Below are 21870 nucleotides of genomic sequence, written 5' to 3' on the forward strand. Positions count from 1 at the left end.
GGTTTGGTAATGGTTGATAGTGTTTCCTGTAGCTTATAGCCGGCTTGTCTTTTCACTCCCGGCAGCTACCGGACCAGGGTTATGTCTCCTTTAAATACCTTTTCTTCGCCACTGATGGTACGCAACCGGGCGTAATAATGATAAGTACCTACATCGGCAGGCTGTTTTTTATATTGACCGTTCCATCCCTGCGCTGGATCAGTAGTAAAAAATACTTCTTGTCCCCAACGGTTGAAAACACGGAATTCTGCCAGCTTATGGTAGCCATAATTGCCGATCTTGAATACATCATTGATCCCATCGCCATTTGGAGAAAATGCATTGGGCATAAATACAGCGTCGTGAATATCGATATGAACCGTTAGAGAAGCTTTGCAGCCGTGTTCGCTGTACCCGGTAACTGTATAAGTAACCGGCTGCCGGGGCGCAGCAACAGGACGGGCAACAGCAGGGTTATCCAGCCCGTCTTCCGGCTGCCACCGGTAAAGGTTGGCGCCCGTAGCCCATAATTGTACCTTTTGTCCCGCGGCGATGGTCGTATCGTTGCTCACGTCCAGAACGACTTCCGGGAAGGTCTCGATCGTAAAGGGTAGAGTAGTGTCGCAGTCCGCAGCAAGTACTTGTACCTTATAGTGCCCTGCACTCAGTCCCTCGGCTGTATCACCCTTATTGCGCTGCATTGTCCGGATCAGTGTCCCGGCATCATCATACCAGTTATAAGTGTAGGTATTACTATTGCCGGGAGCGACGGCTGCAACAGCCATACCGCCGGCCGGGCAACCCTCCAGCGCCGTCAATACCGGCAGAGGATAGATCTTTACATTAAAAGTGTCGGCATCGGGACAACCATCGGCGCGACGGTAACGGACCACATAGGTTCCTGATGTGCTCACCTCAGTACTGAAGCCGGAAACGCCGTGATCCCATGCATAGTTAGTGCCCGAAGTATCGTAGGCCTTCAGCTGTACGCTATCGCGGCTAAAGCAGGGTATTACCACCTGCTCTGTAACCGGCATGATGAACTTTGCCAGGAAAGCATCACGTTGTAGGCTCAGCTGGCCACCCAGCACATTCTTGAAGCTTCCGGCTGTCGCGATGCGTGTTGGGCTGGTGGTCGTTCCTGTTGCGTAAACCGCGATACCCTTTTCGGTATTCGTTGCCGCCAGGGAACAGCCCCAGTCTTCGTAAGCGCCGCCATAATAAGTGGCGTACTCCCGGTTGCCGGCGGTATCGAATATGCTCAGATAAGCCGAGACGCTGCCCCCTGTAGCAAAAAGACCCGGGTTGTCGGTCTGGTAAGCACAAGGTGTTGCCAGCCCCACGGCATCCGAACTGACCAACAGGAAAATTTTATTGTTTTTACAAGCCAGGCCGGCGCCCGCCTTTGCATTATTGCCATAGTAATAGGTGCCCCATCTTCTTTGTCCCTGGCCCGAGAACTTTGCCAGGAAAGAACCGCCGTCTGGTGGTATAGTGGGGAGAAAGCCTCCCGGCGAAGCTACGCTCCAGGTGCCGTTAATACTATTGGTAAAAGGGCTGGTATACCCGGCCATGTAAACATTGTTACTGTCGTCGCAGGCAACGGTGTAGCCGCCATCCGGGGCGTTGCCGCCGTAATACGTACCCCACAGGCGGTGCCCGGCGCTATCCCACTTCTGCAGGAAAGCATCGGGTGTGCAATTGGGTGGTCCCCAGGACGAAAAGGTGCAGCCGCCGTATTGCGACTGGAAGCTGCCTATCGTCGCTGCGGACACCGCAGTGCTGATGCCGTCGCCTATTACATAGCCGGTAATATAGATATGCTCTTCCTTGTCCAATGCAATATCATAAACCGTGCTGAGGATGTTCTCTACATCGGCAATATAGGTGCCCCATCGCCGTTGTCCCTGGGCATTAAAGCAAGTAAGGAAGCCCGAATACAAAGCAGAACCAGGGCCGGGAGGAACCAAAAAAGCACCGGGAGAGGCAATTACATCTACGGGTGGCAGGAAGGACTGTGATGCTCCTGCAAGATATATTTTACTGCCATCTTTTGTTACAGCTACCGAGCCACCTTCGTCTATACGTGGATTGCCCAGATAGGTGGACCATTGCCGGGTGCCATCGTTCCGGAACTTTACCAGGTACAAGTCGGGCCATCCATGGATACCGTTTCGCGTCATCTGATAAGCGCCGGGCGTAGCAATACCGCTATCGTTGAAAGTATTGCCCGCCATATAGATATTGCCCAGCGTATCGCAGGCAATGGAGTGCCCTCTGCCCGATACGGTACCCATATAGGCGCCGTCTTCGTCAAGGCTACCGTTGTAACCACCGAAATAGGTGCCCCATACACGCTGCCCCGAGGCCGTAAACCTGGCCAGGTAGGCGCAGCTGCCGTTGGATAAGGTAACCTGGTGCGTACCCAGTGTGGCTATGTTATCGATGCTTGAGGTTGTGCCGGAAATATAGACATCACCGTTGTGATCGGTGATCACAGAATTGCCATAGGCATAATAGCCATAGAAGCTATGTCCGGCATATTGTCCCGATTCTGTACCGCTTCCGCCGTAATAGGTAGCCCATTGCAGGCGGAGTGCCGGGTCTATGACCAAAGTGCCTTCGTATGCGCCCACTTCAAATCCGGCTATATCCTTATCCAGCACAAAACGGGAAGTCACGGTGTCACCACTGTTTTTCTTATAGCTAAATGGCTTTTCTTCCTTTATGCTGCCCATGGGTGTAGTAGCAACCAGCATACCATCCTTTATAGCAATGTCGCCGGCGCCGTCATAGCGCATCTTTATATCGCCGGCCCTGGCTCCCGGATGCAACACAAAGTCGTATTTCAGCTCGCTGCCGCGGGTATACAATACCCAATCTATATTGGGATAAATATTCTGGTAAGTGATCTTGTGCCATGAGGCTGCCCTGGCGCCATTCAGGCCATAAGCATAGTAGACTGTGGCATCGGGAAGTTGTTCTTCCTTAATTACAGGAGCATCGGTATTGCAATCCAGCAAGGTAACGTCCAGGCGATAGGTATTGAAGGAAAGAAAGGAGGGTGGTGCCGGCTTGCCTATCGCAGCTGCTGTCGCATCCGGCGTCGTCGTCTTTGCCGGTAGGGCTTCATTCCATTGGTAGTGGATCTTACCTTTTCCTATGAACACTGAAAGTCCGTCGGTGCTGAGCTGGAACTGTATATCTTTCCTTGGGTGGTTGCGCTGATCGGTGATCTGCCCCACGTTTTCGCGGAAAGCCAGGCTGCCGGGAACATAAGGCTCCGGCCCCGATCTGGCGCAAACGATCTGGCTGATCAGGAAGAAGGCCACTAAACAGTAAATTGATTTCATGTCTTAAGGAACTTAATGGTGGAAATATCGTTTACCGCCATGTTCTGGTTGGTTTACTATCGGGTGCAAAAGGTACCGGGTACTATCCTTGTATTTCCAGGGCCGGTCGGCGCCAAACATCAATATCATCCCGTTATCCATTAAGAACATACCGGTGTTGTTGTAGCGGCTTGTTGACGACGCCTTCTTTTCCGTCGTATAGTCTGTTTCAGACGTCAGGTCGGGCTCCCGGTCAACAGGGTATTCTTCCTGGCGTGCCTTGCAGGCGCCAATGGTTAACATTATCGCCACCCACCATTTTTGTATCCGCATTCTTTTCAAGATCATATTGATGCCCCATCAGCAAAAACAAAATTCCTATATTAAAAATTAAGAACATAGAGGGCTTCCACTGAATTTAGAATTCAGTGTTTCTACTGAATTACCGAAGGAAAAGACGAGCCAGGTTCTATTTCCTTAACTTGTGGTAGATTTATTGTCATGACGCCTGCCGGAATACTAAAGCTGTTTTGCTTTGTCCTTCTTATTCTTATGCTGCCTGTTGCCAGTCCGGCACAGCATAATGAATTGCCGGCAATAGGGAACAATAAGGAGAGCCGTATAAAAGAGGGTATCGAGTCGGGCAAGGAGCTTATCCAGGATGGCTATTATGATTCCGCTATCGCACTCTTCCGCAACCTGCGGCCTATGTGTAAGGGGATACATGATGAAACAAGACTCGTATCCCTGATCAATAATTATATCGGATCAACCTATATTTTCAAAGGCAATTTTGACCATGCCGTACAATACCTTTCCCTGGCGGCCGCAACCCTTATCGATAGTCCCGCAGTCCATTCCATGCTGCTCATCAGAATATATAACAATCTTTCCGTAGCCCTCAACCGTATTTCGGAAAATGAAAGCGCATTGCTTTATCTCGATAAGGCCGAAGCCATAGCGATGCAGTACGGCCTGATAAAAATGCTGCCCGGTATATTGATCAACCAGGGACGGATCTACAAGGAAATGCAGCAGTGGGAAAAAAGCAAAAGCAGGTTTGACCAGGTGCTGCGCCTGCTGGATACTGTTACCATCGAAAGTAATCTTTTGGGTCTGTCCCAGCTTGAAATAAGACAGATCAGCTATACGAACCTGGGGCAGCTGTACCTAACGCAAAATGATATACAAACGGCCCTGTTTTACTTTCAAAAAAGCAGTAAAATACTGTCGTCCCGGTCCAATCCTTACTACCAGGTACCCAACCTGATTGGTCTGGGCAGGGTTTACCTGAGCCAAAAGCATTATGATCTTGCCGGAAAGTACCTGACGGATGCGATGGCGCTTGCTCAGAAAAGTGGCATAGGGGATGGCATATCCGAAGCCGCTCACTATTTGTCGGACCTGTATGCAGCAACGGGAAAATTTGAAAAAGCTTATCAATTCCATTTTGAATACAAAAAAATGGAAGACAGCATAAGACAAAACGAAAAGGCCAAAGAAGTAAGACAGCTGGAAGCCAAATACCGTATCGTCGAAAAAGACAAGAAGCTGGCGGAGAGCCGGCTGCTACGTGCGCAGCAGGAACGTTTGCTCAAGAACCGGAACCTTTGGATACTGCTGATCTCGGTCATCGCTCTTTTGGTGACCATTATCCTCATCGTCATGTTCCGTAGCTACCGGCAGAAGCAAAGGATACAGCAGCAGAATTTATACACCCTTGAAAAAGACAAGCAGATTGCCGTGATGAAAGCGATGCTTGAAGGAGAGGAGAAAGAAAGAGGACGTATAGCCGGCAATCTTCACGATGGCATCGGAAGCATTATTTCGGCGGTAAAGATGAATTTTAGTATTCTAAAGCTGGCTCATTTTGAAAACCGGGATATCTATAATAAGGGAATGGTATTGCTGGATGAAGCCGCTAAAGAGATCAGGGCTACGGCGCATAACCTGATGCCTGAGATATTGGTACAGGAGGGTTTAGAGGCCGCTGTCCGTAATTTTTGCAAACGGATGGAGCAGACCCGGCTGCTCCAGATTGAATGCCAGATGAACGGCGACTTTTCCAGAATAGAAAAGGACATGGCCTTGCTGGTGTACCGTATCGTACAGGAGCTGGTCAGTAACGTAGTGAAACATGCAATGGCTGCCCATGCCCTGGTTCAGATCAATTACAGCGATGGACTTTTAATGATAGCAGTAGAGGACAATGGCTGCGGCATGCTGGAGCACGATGGCGCCGGGGGCATGGGATTGCGCAGCATTAAAGAAAAAGTAGGTATGCTTAACGGCTTGATGAGTGTCGAAAGCATTGCTGCAGAAGGAACACAGGTTTATATCGAAATTGATTGCTGACAATAATACCAGGCGTTATGATCAGGGTTTCCATATTAGATGATCAGTACATTGTGCTGAACGGTATACAGCAAATGCTGGCAGACAATACCATCGTACAGCTTACCGGCATGTACCGTAGTAAAGCCGAGCTGGAGGAAGGCCTGAAAGTTGAGGAGCCGGATGTATTGCTGCTCGACATAAGGATGCCGGGCGAAGATGGCGTTAGCATTGCCGAATGGCTCTCGGAACAGTGGCCGGAGATAAAAATATTGGCGCTGACCAATTTTGATACGACACAATATGTGACGAAGATGATGCAGGCTGGTGTGAAGGGGTATCTGCTCAAAAATACGGACCTCAACACGCTGGTAGATGCTATCCGGTGCGTTTACCAGGATGAGCAATATATTGAACCCGGCCTGAAAGAGCAGATCGTGAGCGAATCGTTGCAGCTAAAAAAGCAGAAAGGCCACATCCCCTCGCTTACCAGGAGAGAGAAGGAAATATTAAGGCTCATCGTCAGAGAACATGCCTCGAGCAAGGAGATAGCCGACAAGCTGTTTTTAAGCTTGAGGACTGTGGAAAGCCACCGTTATCATTTATTTCAGAAGCTGGACGTGAAAAATGTAACAGGCCTTGTAGCCAAAGCGCTTGAAATGGGATTGCTTCTGGGCTGAAAGCAGCTTTTGTCCGGAAAGATAGCAGGATAGGCTATCTTCGAAAACATCACTCCTTCCAGCGTACATTTAAGACCTTCTCTCCGGCAGGTATTTCGATCTCTTTTATCAGGTCTTCCTTGTAGAAGGTATTGTAGTTTTCCCGGGAGTAGTGATCGGCCTGCCCGCCGTAGTTATCATAGCTGCTGCCTTGATAACGGTCGTAGGTACGCGTGGACGACTTGTCGACCGTAACGCACAGAAAGTATTTTCCCGGCTTCAGGTTCGGGAAGCCAAATTTGCCTTCCACATTGGCCAGGCACCAATAGCTATACCGGTGCGCCGTACTATCCATCGATGGTACTTTTATCATACCCTTTTTTACCTGGACGCCCTTCTTCTTCATATCATACCATTCTCTGAAATAAGGTGTATTGGGAAACAGGTAGATAGTCTTAAAGCCATCGCCGAATTCAACGCCCTTGGTTTTCGAATAGAGCACTCCATTGACGGTAGCGGGGCCGGGTGCTAAGGCATTTTTGGCGGCAATGGAGTCGAAGGGCTGTGTGGGAAAAACCTCTTCGATTGATGATTTAATATCGTTGGGTTGTACATATTGGCCGCTTGCGGTAGCTGTAATTACTATACCGGCTATGGCAGCGCAGAATAATTTCTTCATCATTGGAATGGGGGCAAATATTAATAAACCGTAGCGGCCGTTGTTGCTTACATGCGAAATTATACAATAGATGCTGAGCGGAAATACCTGCTTCCCGGTAGATTTGCCGGCAGGCAACTACCTATTCCCGATAAGGATACATCATTTCCCGATACAGCTACAGACAATATTAAAAGCCGGCCCATCTTTGCATCATCATTTAAAAACGAAAAAGATGGAAACGAAAAAAGTATGGCTGGTAACCGGTGCATCCAAGGGACTTGGTTTGTCCCTGGTAAAAAAGCTGCTGCAAGAGGGCTTTCGCGTGGTGGCAACAACAAGAGATGTAGCGTCCCTGACTAAGGAGATCCCAGCCTCCCCGGCTGACTTTCTACCGCTCGCGGTAAGGCTGACGGATAATGACGATGTGAAGAAAGCTATCGAACAAAGTATAGCACATTTCGGACAATTGGATGTAGTGGTCAACAATGCCGGCTATGGGCAGATCGGTACGCTGGAAGAACTGACAGACGAAGAAGCCAGGAGCAATTTCGATGTCAATGTCTTTGGCGCGCTGAACGTGATCCGGAATGTGATGCCCTATTTGAGAGAACGCAGATCGGGACACGTAATCAATATCGCTTCTGTAGGCGGCTATTTCGGTAGCTTCCCGGGCTGGGGTATCTATTGCGCAACCAAATTTGCCCTCGCGGGCCTCACGGAAAGCCTCGCAGAAGAGATCCGGGAATTCGGGCTGAAGGCTACCGTCATTTACCCGGGCTATTTCCGCACCGACTTTCTATCGCAGGGTTCTATTAAGACACCACAGCGCGCCATCGGAGCCTATGAAGCCGCCAGGAAGCTGGAACAGGCACATCTTGATGATATCAATGGCAACCAGGCCAATGATCCCGAAAAAGCGGCCGGGGTGCTGATCGCCATCAGCAGGGAAAAGAATCCGCCGGTGCACTTGTTCCTGGGACAGGATGCTTACGGTGTGTTTAAAAGAAAAAATGAGCTTATCGCCAATGATGTAGCGCAATGGCAAGACCTTACCGTATCCACCGCGATAACCGCTCAGGAAAATAATGTCGTAAATTAGCGCAATGGACAAGACATTCCGCTTTCGGTCGCTATCCGATTTTCACCGCTTCTGCGGTTTACCTGCGCCGGAGCATCCGCTCATCAGCCTTATCGACTACAGTAAGGTTGTTTATCCTCTTCAGGGCAATGAGCTGAAATGGATACAGGACTTCTATTCCATAGGGTTAAAGCGGAACGTCAGTGCCCGGTTCAACTACGGACAGCAGCCCTATGACTTTGACTCCGGTGTGCTTACCTTCGTCTCTCCGCTCCAGTTCCTGAAAGCAGAGATGAATCCGGATGCGGTAGCGGCGCCCAGTGGCTGGTTGTTGCTGATCCATCCCGATTTTATATGGAATACTTCGCTGGCGGCCAAGATAAAATCTTATGATTTTTTCCAGTACGCGGTGAATGAAGCCCTTTTTCTTTCTGAAAAGGAAGAGCAGGTCATTGTATCGATATTGCAGCAAATAGCGCAGGAATATCAGTCCAATATCGACAAATTCAGCCAGGAGCTCATCATTGCCCAGATAGAACTGCTGCTGATCTATTCGGAAAGGTTTTATGAAAGGCAGTTCATTACCCGGAAAAAAGCCAACCACGAATTGGTTGCTCATTTTGAGCAGATCCTTGCACGACATTTTGATGAGCGCAACCTGGCGGGTAAAGGGATGCCAACAGTAACAACCATAGCAGCACAGATGAATATTTCGCCCAGTTACCTGGGAAAGCTCCTGCGCATGCATACCCAGCAAAATACCCAGCAGCATATCCAGAACCGGCTGATCGATCATGCAAAGGAACGGCTGAGCACCACGAATATGTCGGTAAGCGAAATAGCCTATGAGCTGGGATTTGAGCATCCGCAATCTTTCAGCAAACTCTTCAGACAAAAGACCAGTCAGTCGCCACTGGCCTTCCGGCAGGCCTTTCATTAAAAAGATCAGGGCGCTTCTGGTGAAGTGCCCTGATCTTTTTAATCTGACTATCCGGATATAGGAAATCAGCTAAAATAGTAGCAATAAAGAAATAATCCTTTGGGTCAATGATTAAAACGTTGATCTATGACCCTATGCCCGGCAATGCTGCATTAAAGTTGCTATCTGTTTTTAAGCCTGGGTGCGCCGGCCACAAAAAAACAGCGGAGCATTGTTTTTTTGCCGCCTTTTTTATTTCTTTTTTGGCGGAGCAACTTTTCTCATGAGCGCCATAACAAGCAATGAACATAGATGCGAATAAAAAAGAAAAGATAGTAACACCAAACAAAAAGAGGGGTAAAACAAAGCGTCCCAGTTGATATTTATAGACGTGCAAAACTTTGTTTCCTTTATCCGGATAGTCAATCTTTTTTAATAACTGGTGGCATGTAAAAACAACCGGCGACCGAATGCCATATCGTATATCCTTCCCGTACCTCAGGAAGCGATCTCATGCGATTTTTTTAGCCGTAAGAAAGTATCTTTTCGCTCTTCTTGCCAGTCCCGGCACGCCATCTTTCACTTCACTGGCATAGGTAATGCCTTTGTTTATATGGTTCAATATTAAATGTATCTTTTCTTGATTCAGCGATTATTTTTGGTACACCAATAATTCAATTTATGAAAATCTGTATCGCTACATCACTCTTCCTGTCTTCCGTATTGTTGTTGAAGACGAACCTTGCCACTGCCCAGGCAGCCATTGGCACCACAACGCCCGATGCTTCTGCCATGCTCGACATTACTGCCACGGGCAAAGGCTTGCTGGTACCACGTATGCCTTTGGCCAGCCGCCCCGCTTCGCCGGCAACCGGCCTGCTCATTTACCAGACGGACAATACGCCTGGCTTTTACGTGTACAATGGCTCGGCCTGGACGCCGGTAACTGCTACGCCTGCCCGCGACAGCACAGTGATCATTACGCCTGCGGTGGGCGCCTATAGAGCAGGTACGCCGGCACTGGGGCCGCTTTTTTTCAGTCCCGTACCCTACCAGAGTCCGCAGGCAAGCGTTTACTATGACAATACCGCTGCAACGACTACCAATGGCACTACGCAAACGACAGCTTATATAGTGCCTGCCGCTTGTACTTTTAATCGTCTGTACGTGGCAAGCCGTGTAGTACCTGGTGGCTCGCTTATCGGCGGAGCCAATACCATTACGATCACGCTATATAAAAACGGTGTGTCGACCGGTCTTACTGCTTCCGCCACAGCCGCGCTGGCCGTGGGCTCAACGGGATCGGGTCAAAGCACGGGCACTACAACCGTTTCCGTGGTGCCGGGAGATATACTCTCTTACAGTTTTACACAGACCAACCAGGAGCCTGCTACGCTGTTTACCGTTATGCTGAAAGGGTACTAAGTTGCCATCGGACCCAACCCAATTGTTTTCCTCATCCGGGCACTTTTGTCAGCCGTACAATAGCTGGTGAAGTCTTAGACCTAAAATCAAAAACATGAAACGCTTAGCATTTTTAATAGCAATGGGAGGCATGGCCACGGTAACCCGGGCCCAGCTGGCCACGGGAAGCGCCGGCCTGCTGATCAAAGCGGGTACGCCCCTTGCCAGCCAGGGACTGGTATTGACACCCGCTACCGACCTGACCTTGCAGAACGATACGATACGCTTGTCCAATACACCGACTACAGCCGGCAGCGGTAGCAGCATCGCAAGGGTATACACTATTTCCCCCTCGCTTACCTTTTCGGGTATGGCGGGTATTCATTATGCCGCACCGGAGCTGGGCGTCAACCAGGAAGGTACCCTGTCCATGATCAATGCCAGTCCCGGTGGCGGCTTCCTGCGCTTTAACAGCACGGCGAGCACCAACAATACTTATTATGTTTACAGCTCCGGAATGCCCACTATCGTATTGAACAGGATCACAGCAACCAGCACCAGCATTCCTTTGCCTGTCCATTATCGGGACTTCGCGGCAGCGCCTGGCTCCTCTTGCTCTATACAGCTGATCTGGCATGCCGATGGAGCGCAGCCCGGCAATTTCCAGATAGAACGTAGTACGGACGGTAAATCGTTCAGCGCAATACAAGCAAGTGTATTGCAAACCGGTAATCTGTTTTCCTTAACCGATCTTTCGCCCTTGCCGGGAATGAATAGCTATCGCCTGGCGATCAGCGAACAGGGTAGGGCGGCCTTGTACAGCCAGGTGATCACGGCGACCAGTCCCTGCCAACGGGCCGGCGAAACGAAGATTTATCCAAATCCTGCCGGCGCGTCCGTTACCGTAACGCTGAGTCAGGTACCACAGGGAATGGCAACGATCGAGCTGCTGGGGATGGATGGCAGGTTGCTCAAAACATTCCATACTGCAGTACAGAACTGCATCCTCGGGTTGCAGGATATAGCACCGGGTAGCTATTGCCTGAAAATAGGGAACGGCGTATCTAATGAAAGCATCAAGCTTGTAAAGCAGTAAAGAATATCCTGCTGACTACTCAAAAGCCATGGCAAATGCTATGGCTTTTTTTACGTTCCTGCTGCAAATGATTCCCTTTATAAATCTTGCTATTTTTTTTGAGCAAGATATTCAATAGTATTCAGGTTAAGTAAGAGTGTCTTTGTTGTAAATTAATAATAGTAATAAATTCTATTTATTGAAAAAAAATTTACAAATAATGAGATCACACAAAAAGATGGTTTTAATGTTGTCGGCGCTCACGGCTTTGAGCATGGCCGCCTGTAAAAAATCCTTCCTGGAACGAAAGCCTACAGATCAGGCTGTTACGGAAGATGTTTTCAAAACGGTTGAAGGCGCCCAGGCTGCCGTACAGGGTATGAACCGCCTGATTTACCGGATCGGGGACGAAACCAACAGCTTCAGCTTCCTATCCCAGTGCCTCACCTACGACCTGATGGGGGAGGATATGCCCATCAACAGTTTCGGATCCAACTGGTTCGTTGCGGAGTACAGTTATATAGCAGCACGCGTCCCCGTCGACAATGGCCTGTATGCCTGGGGCTACTACTACCAATTCGTCAATAACGCCAACTTTATCATTGCCAATGTAGGCAACGTAGTTGGCGATCAGGGTGCAAAGGATATGGTAAAAGCACAGGCGCTGACTTACCGCGCATGGGCCTATTTTAACCTTTGCCGTTTGTATCAGCATACCTATAAAGCTATCGTTAGCGGAAGCGGCACCAAATGGCCCGGCCCTGTAACCAAAGCGCCGGCCGTGCCCTTGTATGCAGCCCCTACACAGACACCGGCTCCCAGAGCTGCAATGGAGACGGTATACAAACAGATCACCGACGATCTTACCGCAGCAATCGCCCTGTTCGATGGTTCCGGTGTGAACCGTAGCACCAAATCGGAGATCGATGGCCATGTGGCCAGAGGTATCTATGCCCGCGTCGCGCTGGAAATGCAGGATTGGGACAAGGCCGCTACTTATGCTAAAGAAGCGCGTGCCGGCTTTACGTATATGACACCTGCCGACATTGGCGCCGGGTTCAATTCTGTGGGTAATGCCGAATGGATCTGGGGCGCTGCCATGAATACCGAGCAGAGCGCACCCTGGTATTCCTTCCTGGCGCAAATGGACCAGGACAACAATATGCATAGTTCCCGCCAACAGAAGATGATTAACAGGCAGCTATACAACAAATACCTGGATACTACCGGTGATGCCCGTAAAGTATGGTGGACCAAGACCGGCGATCAGGCGGCCGGCTATGTTCCTTACTCCCAGCGTAAATTCAGGGCGGTTACCAAAGGTAGTTACATAGGCGATTATCCGCTGATGCGTGCCGGCGAAATGGCGCTGACAGAGGCTGAAGCGCTGGCCCAGCAAAACAAAATAGCGGAAGCGGCTGCCGTATTCAATGAATTTGTGCAAACCAGGAGACCTAATTACACTGCGCCCACCAATAGCTCCGATACGCTAATCAAGGAGATCTGGATCCAGCGCCGTATCGAGCTCTGGGGCGAAGGTTTCCGTTTCTTCGATATTAAGCGGCAACAAGCCAGCTTTACGGCGGTAAAGTTGCTTCCTAACCAGATCGGCCTTGTGAGAACTGTGGCTCAGGGTCATATCGTACGCATTGCAGGAACGTCCAGCATGAACTTCGGACAATATGCCGCCGCATTTCTGTGGCGCATCCCGTCGGGTGAATTCCTGGCCAACAGGACCCTGGGTACAGCAGACCAGAATCCTTAACCTGATGTGTCTGATGATTTTCTGCTAAGCCATTAAGTGAGCTGAATATTTTTTTATTGTGATTTCGCCCTGTGTGTCTACACGGGGCTTTTTTTATGCCTTCAAACCGTCTTCGCTTTATAGCTTCCCCTTTTTTGAAGCATAATAATATGCATATAATATTACTTTTTTTAAAAAAATGAATGTACCAGAACATACAGTATGTTTTTTGTTGCAAAGCACATAACAGCCTATTTTAATTGTTTTAGCTCACATAAAAGGGTGATTTTTTGATATAAAGGGACAGGATGCGTATAAATAATGATTAAAAAAAGAATAAAATAGTACTTTCGTTCGGTTGCGTTGTCTTTATGCCAAATGTTACAATAACCGGTTATTTATGAGCTAAAAAAATACAAAATGATAATGAATTCGCACAAAAAGTTGGTTTTGGCCATATCGGTACTTACATCTCTGAGTATGGTCTCCTGTAAAAAATCCTTCCTGGAACGAAAGCCTACGGATCAGGCTGTTACGGAAGATGTTTTCAATACGATTGAAGGCGCCCAGGCTGCCGTGCAGGGTATGAACCGCCTGGTTTACCGGATCGGCGACGAGACCAACAGTTTCGCGTTCCTTTCCCAGTGCCTCACCTACGACCTGATGGGGGAGGACATGCCTGTTAATAGTTACGGGTCTAACTGGTTTATTCAAGAATACCGCTATACAGCAGCACGTGCCGCCGTTGATAATGGGTTGTATGCCTGGGGCTACTATTACCAGTTCATCAATAACGCCAACTTTATCATTGCCAATGTAGATAACGTAGTTAGCGATCAAGGCGCAAAAGATATGGTCAAGGCGCAGGCGCTGGCTTACCGCGCCTGGGCATATTTCAACCTGTGCCGCCTGTATCAGCATACCTATAAGGCTACCGTTACCGGAAGCGGTACCAAATGGCCGGGACCGGTAACCAAAGCTCCGGCAGTACCTTTATACACGGCGCCCACGCAGACGCCCGCTCCCAGAGCTTCAATGGAGACGGTATACAAGCAGATCACCGACGATCTTACAGCGGCGATCGCACTGTTTGATGGCTCCGGTATAAGCCGTAGCACCAAATCGGAGATCAATGGTAATGTGGCCAAGGGTATCTATGCCCGCGTTGCACTTGAAATGCAGGATTGGGACAAAGCGGCTACTTATGCCCGGCAAGCGCGTAACGGATACAATTATATGACTGCTGCCGATATTGGTGCCGGGTTCAACTCCGTCGGTAATGCAGAATGGATATGGGGCGCTGCCATGAACCAGGAGCAGAGCGCACCCTGGTATTCCTTCCTGGCGCAAATGGACCAGGACAATGGCATGCACAGCGCCCGCCAACAGAAGATGGTCAACAGGCAGCTGTTCAACAAATACCTGGATACTACCCGGGATGCCCGTAAGGTATGGTGGACCAAAGCCGGAGATCCTGCTGCAGGCTATGTGCCTTACTCCCAGCGCAAGTTCAGAGCGGTTACTAAAGGCGGTTATGTAGGCGACTATCCCTTGATGCGTGCCAGCGAAATGGCGCTGACGGAGGCAGAGGCGTTGGCCCAGCAAAACAAAGTAGCTGAAGCGGCTGCCGTATTTAATGAATTTGTGCAAACCAGGAGACCCACTTACAATGCGCCCACCAATAGCTCCGATACCCTCATCAAGGAGATCTGGATCCAGCGCCGTATCGAGCTCTGGGGCGAAGGTTTCCGTTTCTTCGATATCAAGCGCCAACAAGCCACCTTTACAGCGGTGAAACTGGCTCCTAACCAAATTGGATTGGTACGGACCGTTACGCAGGGGCATATTGTGAGTATCTTAGGATCAGCCAGCATGAACTTCGGGCAATACTCTCCTGCGTTCCTCTGGCGTATTCCCGGCGGCGAGTTCCTGGCCAACAAGACCCTGGGTACGGCAGACCAGAATCCTTAACCTGATATTTTTTACAGACAACCCGTCTGATCAAGTGTTTTTTTTATTGTGATTTCGCCCTGTGTGTCTACACGGGGCTTTTTCATGCCTTCATCGTGCCGGCGCTGAACCACCGGGCGCTTTTATTTGTCTTATATCAATTGCAGGCCTGCGTCCCTGGGTGCGAACCCGAGTGCGGGTTATTTCTTATCTAAACTAAAAGAAATTAAATGATGACTGTAGAACAAATTGCCACACGACTGGCAGATTATTGCCGCAACGATGAGTTTAGCCTAGCGCAGCAGGAATTATATGCCGATGACGCCGTAAGCATAGAGGCGCATGCTACCCCGGCCTTTGATAAAGAGACCAGGGGAAAAGAAGCGTTGAAAGAAAAGGACCGGAAATTCAGCGCGATGGTAGAAGAATGGTATGGTAGCACAGTGTCGGCACCGGTCGTTGCAGGCAACACCTTTGCCTTCGCGCTTACCATGGACCTCAAAATGAAGGGCCGTGACCGTGAAACGATGACCGAGCTCTGCGTGTACCAGGTGAAGGATGGTAAGATTATATCGGAGCAGTTTTTTGTGTAGCCGTTAAACAGGATGAGGGGATTTCCTGGCCGATGTTTTGAAATTGAGCCTGGAAATCCTTAATTTTTGTCCTGCTAACATGAAAAAGAGAAAAGATGCCCGGGATATAATAACCATTTCCCGCTTGCTTGAGGAATCGGCGCATACCATAATCGAAAATATCCAGGAGGAAAGCCTGGCCGTTTATTGCTTTTTGAGAAATCAGTTTGAGGCAACCGATGTTGTTTCAAACTATCTTTTTCAATTCCTGTACCGTAGCTTTTTCAGATTAGATAATGCCGGGCTGACAAGAGAAATGAAGGCGGAATATTTCAGGATTCTCGCTGATTTCAAAACCAATCAAAATTTCGATCTCGTAAAAGCGGTAAAGCATCTTTGGAGCTTTCCGGCATTAAGCGGTAAAAACACGTTGCAATTTTCATTTTGTACGAAAATGGCCAATATGCTTGACGAGCAGCATCCCATCTATGATGACAAGGTTGTTTCTGTTTTTGGGTTAAAGCAACCTTATGCTACACTTGATTTTAACGAGAAGCTGCAGACCTATTTAGCGCAGTTGTCCATTATTCGCGATGGTTATAAAAGTATTGTCGATAAAGAGCTACTTCCAAAGCTCTTGGAATCCTTTGATAACAGGTTCGATTCTTATCCTGTGACGACCTTTAAGAAACTTGATTTTATCTTCTGGTCTGCAGGTAAAACGGGAAAATTCGGCCATTAGTTTAACCATTGCTTTTTATACCTGTTTATCTTCCCTATAGTGTTTGGAAAGCAATTTTAGCTGCTGCTTTTGTGCCGGTAAGCAAATTCATTCGTGCATTTTTTCTATTTTAGCCGCCGCAACATTTACCGAACACATAATGATCCAAAAATACCTGCTGCTGGGCTGCCTGCTGGCGCCTGCTTTCGTTTCGAAAGCGCAAGTCGATACCAATATCATTAAAAACATACAAAATGAAGCCGCTAATCATTCCCAAATGGAAATGCTGGCCCAACAGTTGATGGACGATATCGGCCCGCGCCTGATCGGCAGTCCGCAATTGCTCAAAGCCAACGACTGGTTGCTGAAGACTTATAAGAGCTGGGGTATCGATGCCCACAATGAGAAGTATGGTACCTGGCCGGGCTGGGAACGCGGCCAGACCAATATCGTGATGACCGCACCGCGTACCGATCAGCTGGATGGCATACAGCTGGCCTGGTCGCCCGAGACCCCCAAAGGTAAGCCGGTAGAAGGCGATGTGATCCTGCTGCCTATGCTAAAAGATTCGATGGCGCTGCAGGCCTGGCTACCCATGGCCAAAGGCAAGATCGTGCTGATAGCGCAGCAGCAGGTATCGGGCCGGCCCGAATCAAGCTGGAAGGAGTATGCGCTGGAGGCCGACTATAAACATTATCTGGAGCAGAAAGAGAAGGCGCTTAATGCCTGGTCTGACGGATTGAAAGCTATGGGTACCAATACCAATAAGATACAGACCCAGCTGGAAGCTGCCGGGGCAGCAGCGCTGGTTTCCTCTTACTGGACCGGCGGCTGGTCGAGCAATCGCATCTTTGGCACCAAAACCAAAAAGATCCCGCATGTAGATGTACGTATGGAGGACTACCAGATGCTTTGCCGGTTTGTACAAAGAGGCATTACGCCCCGCCTGCAGATCGCCACGACATCGAAGCACCTGGGCCCCATGCCCGCGCAGAATACCCTGGCCGAGATTAAAAGCAAGGTGAACCCGGAGCAGTACGTGATGCTCTCGGCCCACTTCGATAGCTGGGATGGCGGCACCGGTGCTACCGACAATGGTACCGGCTCTATATTGATGATGGAAGTAATGCGCATTCTGAAAAAATATTATCCCAATCCCAAGCGCAGCATTATCGTTGGGCATTGGGGTAGCGAAGAGCAGGGACTTAATGGTTCCAAAGCCTTTGCCGCTGATCATAAAGATTTCCTGCCCAAAATATCGGTGCTCTTCAACCAGGACAATGGTACCGGCCGCATCAGCAAGCTGAGCGGCCTGGGCTTTCTCGATGCCTACGATTATTTCCGGCGCTGGTTCGGCTACCTGCCCGAAGAAAACCGGAAGGCTATCGAGACTACTTTTCCCGGCGATCCCGGCGGCCGTGGCGGTTCCGACTATGCCGCCTTTATTCCTTACGATGTGCCTGCTTTTTTCCTGCTGAGCAACAATTGGGACTATGGTATGTACACCTGGCATACTACCCTCGATACCTACGACAAGATCGTATGGGAAGAGATGAGGCGCAATGCTGTGACCATGGCGACCCTGGTATACCTGGCCTGCGAAGAGCCTGAGGTTTTCAGCCGTCGTAAAGCCGAGCTGCCCCTCGAAAAAGGCGAACGCATGAAATGGCCCCAGCCCCAGGACGCCAACAGGACGGGGCAGGGGTACTAGCATAGATCGTAGGACTATAAGGCTTAATGCTGGCACATTTTCACCGCAATGATTCCATATATGAAAGCGCAATCGGTCACCCTTAATGTAAGCTATGATGCACCTCCCGTAACCTGGCAAAAGCTGTCATTGGTGTATAGCCGGCTGGAAGGTTGGCTGGAGGGATATGAATCGCCTTCCTGGTTTGGGGTCGACGAAAACGAAAAGCATGTATGGGCTTCTGTAGAGCCGGGAGGACTACTTTTTTGCGGACTTATGGCCGATGAGGAATGGGAACAATGGGTACGGCAATTGACAGAAATGGCCACCCATGCTTTAGGCTATAAAGTATTTAATATCGAAGATATGCCCGATGGCAGAGACTAACTGCTGTAAGGGTTCGAAACCCTTATAGCGGTTGCTTATCCGCTGCAGCCGGTCTGAACGCGATAGCGGTCTGAACGGAGGAGGTAATAACCATCTGAATATTTTCGGATCGTATTCAGAAATGTTGAGGCCTTATTTTGAGATTTCAGGAAGCTGTTTTAAAATTTTAAGACCTTATTCTGAAATTTTTGAGACCTGTTCTGAAATTTTGTGTGCCTACTCTGAAATTATTGAAACCTGTTCTGAAATTTTGGGTGCCTATTCTGAAATTTTGGGTGCCTATTCTGAAATTTTGGTAGCTTATATGCAAATCATAGAAGCCCATTCGAAAAAACAGGTAAGGTATTTGATAATTCTGACTATCCGGATATAGGAGACGAAGCCGGTACTTGAGCTTGTCGCCAGCCGGAGACAACGCTATAAGGGTTCAAAACCCTTATAGCGTTACTCATTCGCTGCGATCGCCGTTATACACTTGTCTTGCTTCCTGCGCATCCGAAGCGCTTTTGTTTTTCTGCTGTTTTTCTGCTGTTGGTATCCTTTTCCGCTCCGGTTCCACACGGAAAGCTTATTTTGAGTGTTAGGTTTAAAATACTGCCGGCCCATGTTACGTTTGTTACTATTGCTATATTGTAGTTGCCTCCCGTTCCTGTCTGTAGCCCAATACTTGGAACCTAACGAAAGTATTTATGATCTGCAAGACTATCAATACAAGTACTATTCTACACTCCGGAATAAGCTGATCGACACAGTTGATGACCGATACACATTGAGGATGATCGCCAAGCCGTCGTTCACGCCGGAGTACCTGTTTCAGGTCAGGAAGAAAGATTCAGGCTATCTGGTTACGTATAAAGTCACTACCGAAAATATCTGGTACGCCAGGCATCGGGATAAAGTTGGCATCAACGTAAAAAGTGGTACGCTTTCTTCCGACGATTTCGAACTGCTGCGGCAGCTTTACCGATCTGTTATCGATAAAGTAAATTATCCGGTTAATGCAACGTCCATTTACGATGGTGTGGCTTATCTCTTCTCGATCAAAGACCGGGATGGAAGAGCGAGCGGCTACACCGTTTCTCCTTACGATACGACGCTTAATGCCATGATTGCGCTGACGGAATCGCTGATCGGGCAAATGAAGCCCCGGTTGTCGCGGATATCTTTTAGCGACCAGCAAAAGGCCCAAATCCAGCAGCTGATCGCGCAATGTAATTATATTCTCGTTCCGGACGACTACAAGCTACTTTATGAGATACATAAGCAGATTGCAGAGCACAAAAATGGTTATCTGAATACATTGACCGGTGAAGAGAAGGTGCTGCTAGAACGACCACTAAGAGAGCTCCAGATCGAATTGAACAGGCTATTGCTCTATGGGAAATTCGATATATCGGGTATTATTGAACTGGTCAAGAATGCAGGCGACGAGTTTGCAAATCAGCTGGATTTTAAATTCCTTTCCTTTTCAAAAAATGAAAAGGAATACCAGAATATAGAGTCACGGATCGCTCATATTAAAGAAGACAATCTCTTCACTTTCCTGATACACGAAATCGAAAAACACCGCGAAGGCATAAGGTAACTTGTGCCTTTGTTGTACCCTGTTAAATCCTGGCAAACCTGTGGTCTCTCTTCCCGGGCGGTATACCGGCAGAGAGTGCTACCGTGTTACATCATTCTTCTCCGCCTTCCTCCTCACACCAAAGATGAGGAGCCACAGGCAGGTGCCCATTTCTCCTGCGGTGGCAGGCAATGTGATATAGGACGAAAAGGAATAGCGGCCGAAATGCGGCACGACCGTATCACCCAGGACGCGGATGATATACCCCAGGCCGCCCAACAGTAGCAATACGGCAAGCACTTTGGGCAGCATTCCCGACCGGTATATTAAAAGACCGAGCGGCAATAGCCAGAGCCCCCAGAATATCCCTGCGATCCGGATGCCGGAATCGTACTGCTCCAGTTGGAACATTACCTGCGATGACAGCTGTACCAGATCATAAGCTTTCAGGTAGCCTGCATGCCCGGTCAGGGAAAGCACGGCAAACTTATGCTCCAGGTTGTACAGCGATATGGGCACGCTCACTATGGCCAATACGGCAATGAGTCGGGCATAGGATATGTTTACCGGTCGCAACAACTGGTAAAGCGCCAGGGGCAGCAGCAGGAAAGCAATATAGCAAAGCATGCTGCTGGCAATGCCCAGGCGGAACAACTGCCTGGCAGATGCTATATTCCGGAAGGTAAGTCCGGCATCGTCCCAGGCGATCAGCTTCGAGGGAATGTAGGCCAGGCTAAACATACCGGTCAGTATAACGACCAGGTAAAGAAAGCCGGCCAGCGGTGGTGTTTGGTGTTCCCATTTTATTCCTGTTTGGGTTATGTATCGCAGGCACATCGAAATGGTTACATCCTTTGCTGAAATTGGTGCTGCCAGGATACAGGTAGTGTGGCCTTCCCGGGAAACAGGTAATTTACGGCGGTTAACCTATTGGTAATGCTATGAAAGGGAGGTGGAGTATCGGATCCATTATTTTTGGCCCTATACTTAAACACGAACACTTATGAAGAAAGCTATCTTTATCAGCACCCTTTGCCTGGGCCTTCTGACAGCCGGCTCCGTCGCCTACGCCGCATTGCCCGCCATTGCCGGTCATGTCGCTGCCGCCAACACAGTTATGCTGACCGTCGAAATGCAATTGGTCGATCACTATGGTAACCCGGTGCACACTTCGGGTGTATATGGCTACTGGGCTCAGAATGTGCAGACCGGCGACATGTATGAAACGGACAGCCATACACCCGACCTGTTCCTGGGCTTGCCGGCGGGTACTTATACCTTTGGCACGCTGAGCAATCCCTGGTGTGGTGGCAATCAGGTTGAAGTTACCCTCGATGAATCGATGCAGGGCGATCCGGTATTCGTTCAGCTCGTATTCTGGGAAGAATAGACGTATATAGCTACTATGCCGTATTATAATGGCATAGCCTTAAAACAAAAGCGGCACGCCATGTGCCGCTTTTGTTTCTTTTAAAGCCTGCTTAGCCAATGCACCGGAGCTCGGTAAGCTGAGCGCAATTGACTTTGGTCTTTACAGGAGCGCAGTTCGGGCTATGGGTGATAATGCAGGTGAACGCGCCACAGCTGGCCATGCAGGTTTCCTGCACCGTACGTACGCAAAAGTTTTCGCCGCGGGTCTCTGCTCCGCCTTTGGTGGTGTCGGTACCCGTCAGTAGCGTGATCTTCTTTTTGTTTAAACGCAATTTGCCCTGTTGGTTTTGCTTCTTCATAAAAAACGCAATTTGTTTGGTGAACCTTGAAGGTATACCGGATAGCCGGGATAGGAAATACCCGGAAGCCG

General features: G+C 49.1%; 19 protein-coding genes. 14 read left to right on the top strand and 5 right to left on the bottom strand.

The window, feature by feature from the left end:
• Positions 1 to 65: 65 nt before the first annotated feature.
• Both DZK30_RS24255 and DZK30_RS24260 read right to left on the bottom strand, forming a co-directional pair.
• Positions 66 to 3332: a DUF7948 domain-containing protein gene (locus tag DZK30_RS24255; RefSeq protein ID WP_118976788.1), complete on the bottom strand. Its 3267-nt coding sequence runs from the start codon at positions 3330 to 3332 to the stop codon at positions 66 to 68.
• Between the two features lie 12 nt (positions 3333 to 3344).
• Complete coding sequence (locus DZK30_RS24260) at positions 3345 to 3623, bottom strand: hypothetical protein (RefSeq protein ID WP_162903428.1); 279 nt, start codon at positions 3621 to 3623, stop codon at positions 3345 to 3347.
• A 189-nt stretch (positions 3624 to 3812) separates the two neighbouring features.
• Between DZK30_RS24260 and DZK30_RS24265 the strand changes: the two genes are divergently transcribed.
• Together DZK30_RS24265 and DZK30_RS24270 are read left to right on the top strand one after the other, a co-directional pair.
• Positions 3813 to 5666: a tetratricopeptide repeat-containing sensor histidine kinase gene (locus tag DZK30_RS24265; RefSeq protein WP_118976790.1), complete on the top strand. Its 1854-nt coding sequence runs from the start codon at positions 3813 to 3815 to the stop codon at positions 5664 to 5666.
• Positions 5667 to 5683: 17 nt separating this feature from the next.
• Positions 5684 to 6325, top strand: coding sequence for a response regulator (locus DZK30_RS24270; protein ID WP_118976791.1), 642 nt, complete (start codon positions 5684 to 5686; stop codon positions 6323 to 6325).
• 49 nt (positions 6326 to 6374) lie between these two features.
• Here the strand turns inward: DZK30_RS24270 and DZK30_RS24275 are convergent, their stop codons facing one another.
• On the bottom strand, positions 6375 to 6986 hold the full coding sequence (locus tag DZK30_RS24275; protein ID WP_162903429.1) for a hypothetical protein: 612 nt from the start codon (positions 6984 to 6986) through the stop codon (positions 6375 to 6377).
• 211 nt (positions 6987 to 7197) lie between these two features.
• Between DZK30_RS24275 and DZK30_RS24280 the strand changes: the two genes are divergently transcribed.
• The 11 genes from DZK30_RS24280 (at position 7198) to DZK30_RS24330 (ending at position 20090) form a co-directional block, all read left to right on the top strand.
• A complete protein-coding gene (locus DZK30_RS24280) occupies positions 7198 to 8064 on the top strand; it encodes an SDR family NAD(P)-dependent oxidoreductase (RefSeq protein WP_118976793.1) in 867 nt (288 codons plus the stop codon).
• Positions 8065 to 8068: 4 nt separating this feature from the next.
• Positions 8069 to 8983 carry a helix-turn-helix domain-containing protein gene (locus tag DZK30_RS24285; protein ID WP_118976794.1) on the top strand — a complete coding sequence of 305 codons (915 nt, stop codon included), beginning with the start codon at positions 8069 to 8071 and terminating at the stop codon, positions 8981 to 8983.
• Positions 8984 to 9643: 660 nt separating this feature from the next.
• A complete protein-coding gene (locus DZK30_RS24290) occupies positions 9644 to 10387 on the top strand; it encodes a hypothetical protein (RefSeq protein ID WP_118976795.1) in 744 nt (247 codons plus the stop codon).
• A 94-nt stretch (positions 10388 to 10481) separates the two neighbouring features.
• Positions 10482 to 11462: a T9SS type A sorting domain-containing protein gene (locus DZK30_RS24295; RefSeq protein WP_118976796.1), complete on the top strand. Its 981-nt coding sequence runs from the start codon at positions 10482 to 10484 to the stop codon at positions 11460 to 11462.
• A 199-nt stretch (positions 11463 to 11661) separates the two neighbouring features.
• Positions 11662 to 13206 (top strand): RagB/SusD family nutrient uptake outer membrane protein, encoded by a 1545-nt coding sequence (locus DZK30_RS24300; RefSeq protein ID WP_118976797.1) that lies wholly within the window; start codon positions 11662 to 11664, stop codon positions 13204 to 13206.
• Positions 13207 to 13611: 405 nt separating this feature from the next.
• Positions 13612 to 15156: a RagB/SusD family nutrient uptake outer membrane protein gene (locus DZK30_RS24305; protein ID WP_205529560.1), complete on the top strand. Its 1545-nt coding sequence runs from the start codon at positions 13612 to 13614 to the stop codon at positions 15154 to 15156.
• A gap of 209 nt (positions 15157 to 15365) precedes the next feature.
• On the top strand, positions 15366 to 15728 hold the full coding sequence (locus DZK30_RS24310; protein ID WP_240432987.1) for a SnoaL-like domain-containing protein: 363 nt from the start codon (positions 15366 to 15368) through the stop codon (positions 15726 to 15728).
• Positions 15729 to 15807: 79 nt separating this feature from the next.
• On the top strand, positions 15808 to 16449 hold the full coding sequence (locus DZK30_RS24315) for a hypothetical protein (RefSeq protein ID WP_118976799.1): 642 nt from the start codon (positions 15808 to 15810) through the stop codon (positions 16447 to 16449).
• A 139-nt stretch (positions 16450 to 16588) separates the two neighbouring features.
• Positions 16589 to 18139 carry a M28 family peptidase gene (locus DZK30_RS24320; RefSeq protein WP_118976800.1) on the top strand — a complete coding sequence of 517 codons (1551 nt, stop codon included), beginning with the start codon at positions 16589 to 16591 and terminating at the stop codon, positions 18137 to 18139.
• A 60-nt stretch (positions 18140 to 18199) separates the two neighbouring features.
• Complete coding sequence (locus tag DZK30_RS24325) at positions 18200 to 18505, top strand: hypothetical protein (protein WP_118976801.1); 306 nt, start codon at positions 18200 to 18202, stop codon at positions 18503 to 18505.
• 667 nt (positions 18506 to 19172) lie between these two features.
• Entirely contained in the window at positions 19173 to 20090 is a 918-nt protein-coding gene (locus tag DZK30_RS24330; protein WP_118976802.1) for a hypothetical protein, read from the top strand.
• A gap of 78 nt (positions 20091 to 20168) precedes the next feature.
• Here DZK30_RS24330 and DZK30_RS24335 read toward each other — a convergent pair whose 3' ends face one another.
• On the bottom strand, positions 20169 to 20906 hold the full coding sequence (locus DZK30_RS24335; protein ID WP_118976803.1) for a DUF4386 domain-containing protein: 738 nt from the start codon (positions 20904 to 20906) through the stop codon (positions 20169 to 20171).
• A 166-nt stretch (positions 20907 to 21072) separates the two neighbouring features.
• On the opposite strand from DZK30_RS24335, the gene DZK30_RS24340 reads away from it, so the two are divergent.
• Entirely contained in the window at positions 21073 to 21459 is a 387-nt protein-coding gene (locus DZK30_RS24340) for a hypothetical protein (protein ID WP_118976804.1), read from the top strand.
• A 91-nt stretch (positions 21460 to 21550) separates the two neighbouring features.
• Here the strand turns inward: DZK30_RS24340 and DZK30_RS24345 are convergent, their stop codons facing one another.
• Positions 21551 to 21799 (bottom strand): hypothetical protein, encoded by a 249-nt coding sequence (locus DZK30_RS24345; RefSeq protein WP_118976805.1) that lies wholly within the window; start codon positions 21797 to 21799, stop codon positions 21551 to 21553.
• Between the last annotated feature and the right edge of the window lie 71 nt (positions 21800 to 21870).

It is taken from the genome of Taibaiella koreensis (genome assembly GCF_003545715.1).
GTDB classification, from domain to species: domain Bacteria; phylum Bacteroidota; class Bacteroidia; order Chitinophagales; family Chitinophagaceae; genus Taibaiella; species Taibaiella koreensis.